The following is a 1,427-nucleotide window of genomic DNA, read 5'->3' as shown; positions in this document are numbered from 1 at the left end:
GGCGTTCCGCGAGGTCGGGTTCGACTCGATGACGGCCGTGGAGCTGCGCAACCGGCTCCGCGCCGCCACCGGCGTCCAACTGCCCGCCGCCGTGGTGTTCGACTACCCCACGCCGGCGGCCCTCGCCCGGCACCTGCGCGACCGGCTCGCGGAGGACGGCGCCGCCGCGGCGGCCCCGCTGCTCGCCGAGCTGGAACGGCTCGACGGTGTCTTCGCGGCCGACGCGCCGGACCGGCTGACCCGGCAGAAGCTGCTGGTGCAGCTGCAGGCGTTCGTCGCCCGGTGGGGCGACGACCGTGGTCCCGTCGAGGAGAAATCGGCCACGCACACCCTCGACGACGCCACCGATGCCGAGATCTTCGATTTCATCCACCGCGAGCTGGGTGGCCCCGGCGGCAATTTGCCGGGGATCTAGGAATGGTGTCGTACGACCGTTGTCGACGGTCGTGACACGCTGGGCCGGGCGGGTCCGCGCACCCGCCCGGCCGCACCCCGCGAGGGCGGTGCGCCACACCGGTCGCGGGGCGGGTCGGCCCAGCCTGCGCCCCCGCCACCTAGGGGCACCCGTAGGGGCACGCTAGGGGTTGTGACCGCCGTCCGGCGACAATTACCTTTCGTCCGGCGCGTAAGACCTGGTGGGGGGCTGAAACGCCATTTTGTCTGGCAATTCGTGGTCGGCTGAATGGGTTTGGATCTTCGCGGCTTGTGGCGTCCGTGGACGGTATTGGGTCGCTGTTTCTCTCCGACCCGAAGAGGTGGCGTCAATGGCGACTGAAGATACGCTCCGGGAGTACCTGAAATGGGTGACGGCGGACCTTCACCAGACCCGGAGGAAGCTCGGCGAGCTTGAGGCGGCCAACCGCGAGCCGATCGCCATCGTCGGCATGGCCTGCCGCTTCCCGGGCGGGGTGGCCTCGCCCGAGGAACTGTGGGAGCTCGTCGACTCCCGCCGCGACGCCTACTCCGCGTTCCCCGCCGACCGCGGCTGGGACCTGGCCCGGCTGTTCCACCCGGACCCCGACCACCCCGGCACGTCGTACGTGGCCGAGGGCGGCTTCGTCGACTCCGCCACCGAGTTCGACGCCGCGTTCTTCGGCATCTCGCCGCGCGAGGCGCTGGCCATGGACCCCCAGCAGCGGCTGCTGCTGGAGACGTCGTGGGAGGCGTTCGAGCACGCCGGCATCGACCCCTCGACGCTGCGCGGCCACCAGGTCGGGGTGTTCGCCAGCACCACCGGCCAGGACTATGTGGGGCTGCTCCAGCAGCCGCCGCCCGGCACCGAGGGCTACATCCTCACCGGCACCGCGGCCAGCGTCGTGTCCGGCCGGATCTCGTACGCGCTCGGCATCGAGGGCCCCGCCGTCACCGTCGACACCGCCTGCTCGTCGTCGCTGGTCGCGCTGCACCTCGCCTGCCAGGCGCTGCGG

General features: G+C 71.8%; 2 protein-coding genes. Both read left to right on the top strand.

Features of this window, described 5'->3' with window-relative positions; translation table 11 throughout:
- Positions 1-415: acyl carrier protein (locus KBX39_RS31135; RefSeq protein ID WP_210873985.1), on the top strand; the 415-nt coding region annotated here is incomplete at its 5' end.
- 349 nt (positions 416-764) lie between these two features.
- The coding region (locus tag KBX39_RS31130; RefSeq protein WP_210873983.1) for a beta-ketoacyl synthase N-terminal-like domain-containing protein at positions 765-1,427 on the top strand (663 nt) is incomplete at its 3' end.

It is taken from the genome of Micromonospora sp. D75, assembly GCF_018070405.1.
In the GTDB taxonomy this organism is placed as follows: Bacteria; Actinomycetota; Actinomycetes; order Mycobacteriales; family Micromonosporaceae; genus Micromonospora; species Micromonospora chalcea.
This window is presented reverse-complemented; position numbering and strand designations above follow the sequence as displayed.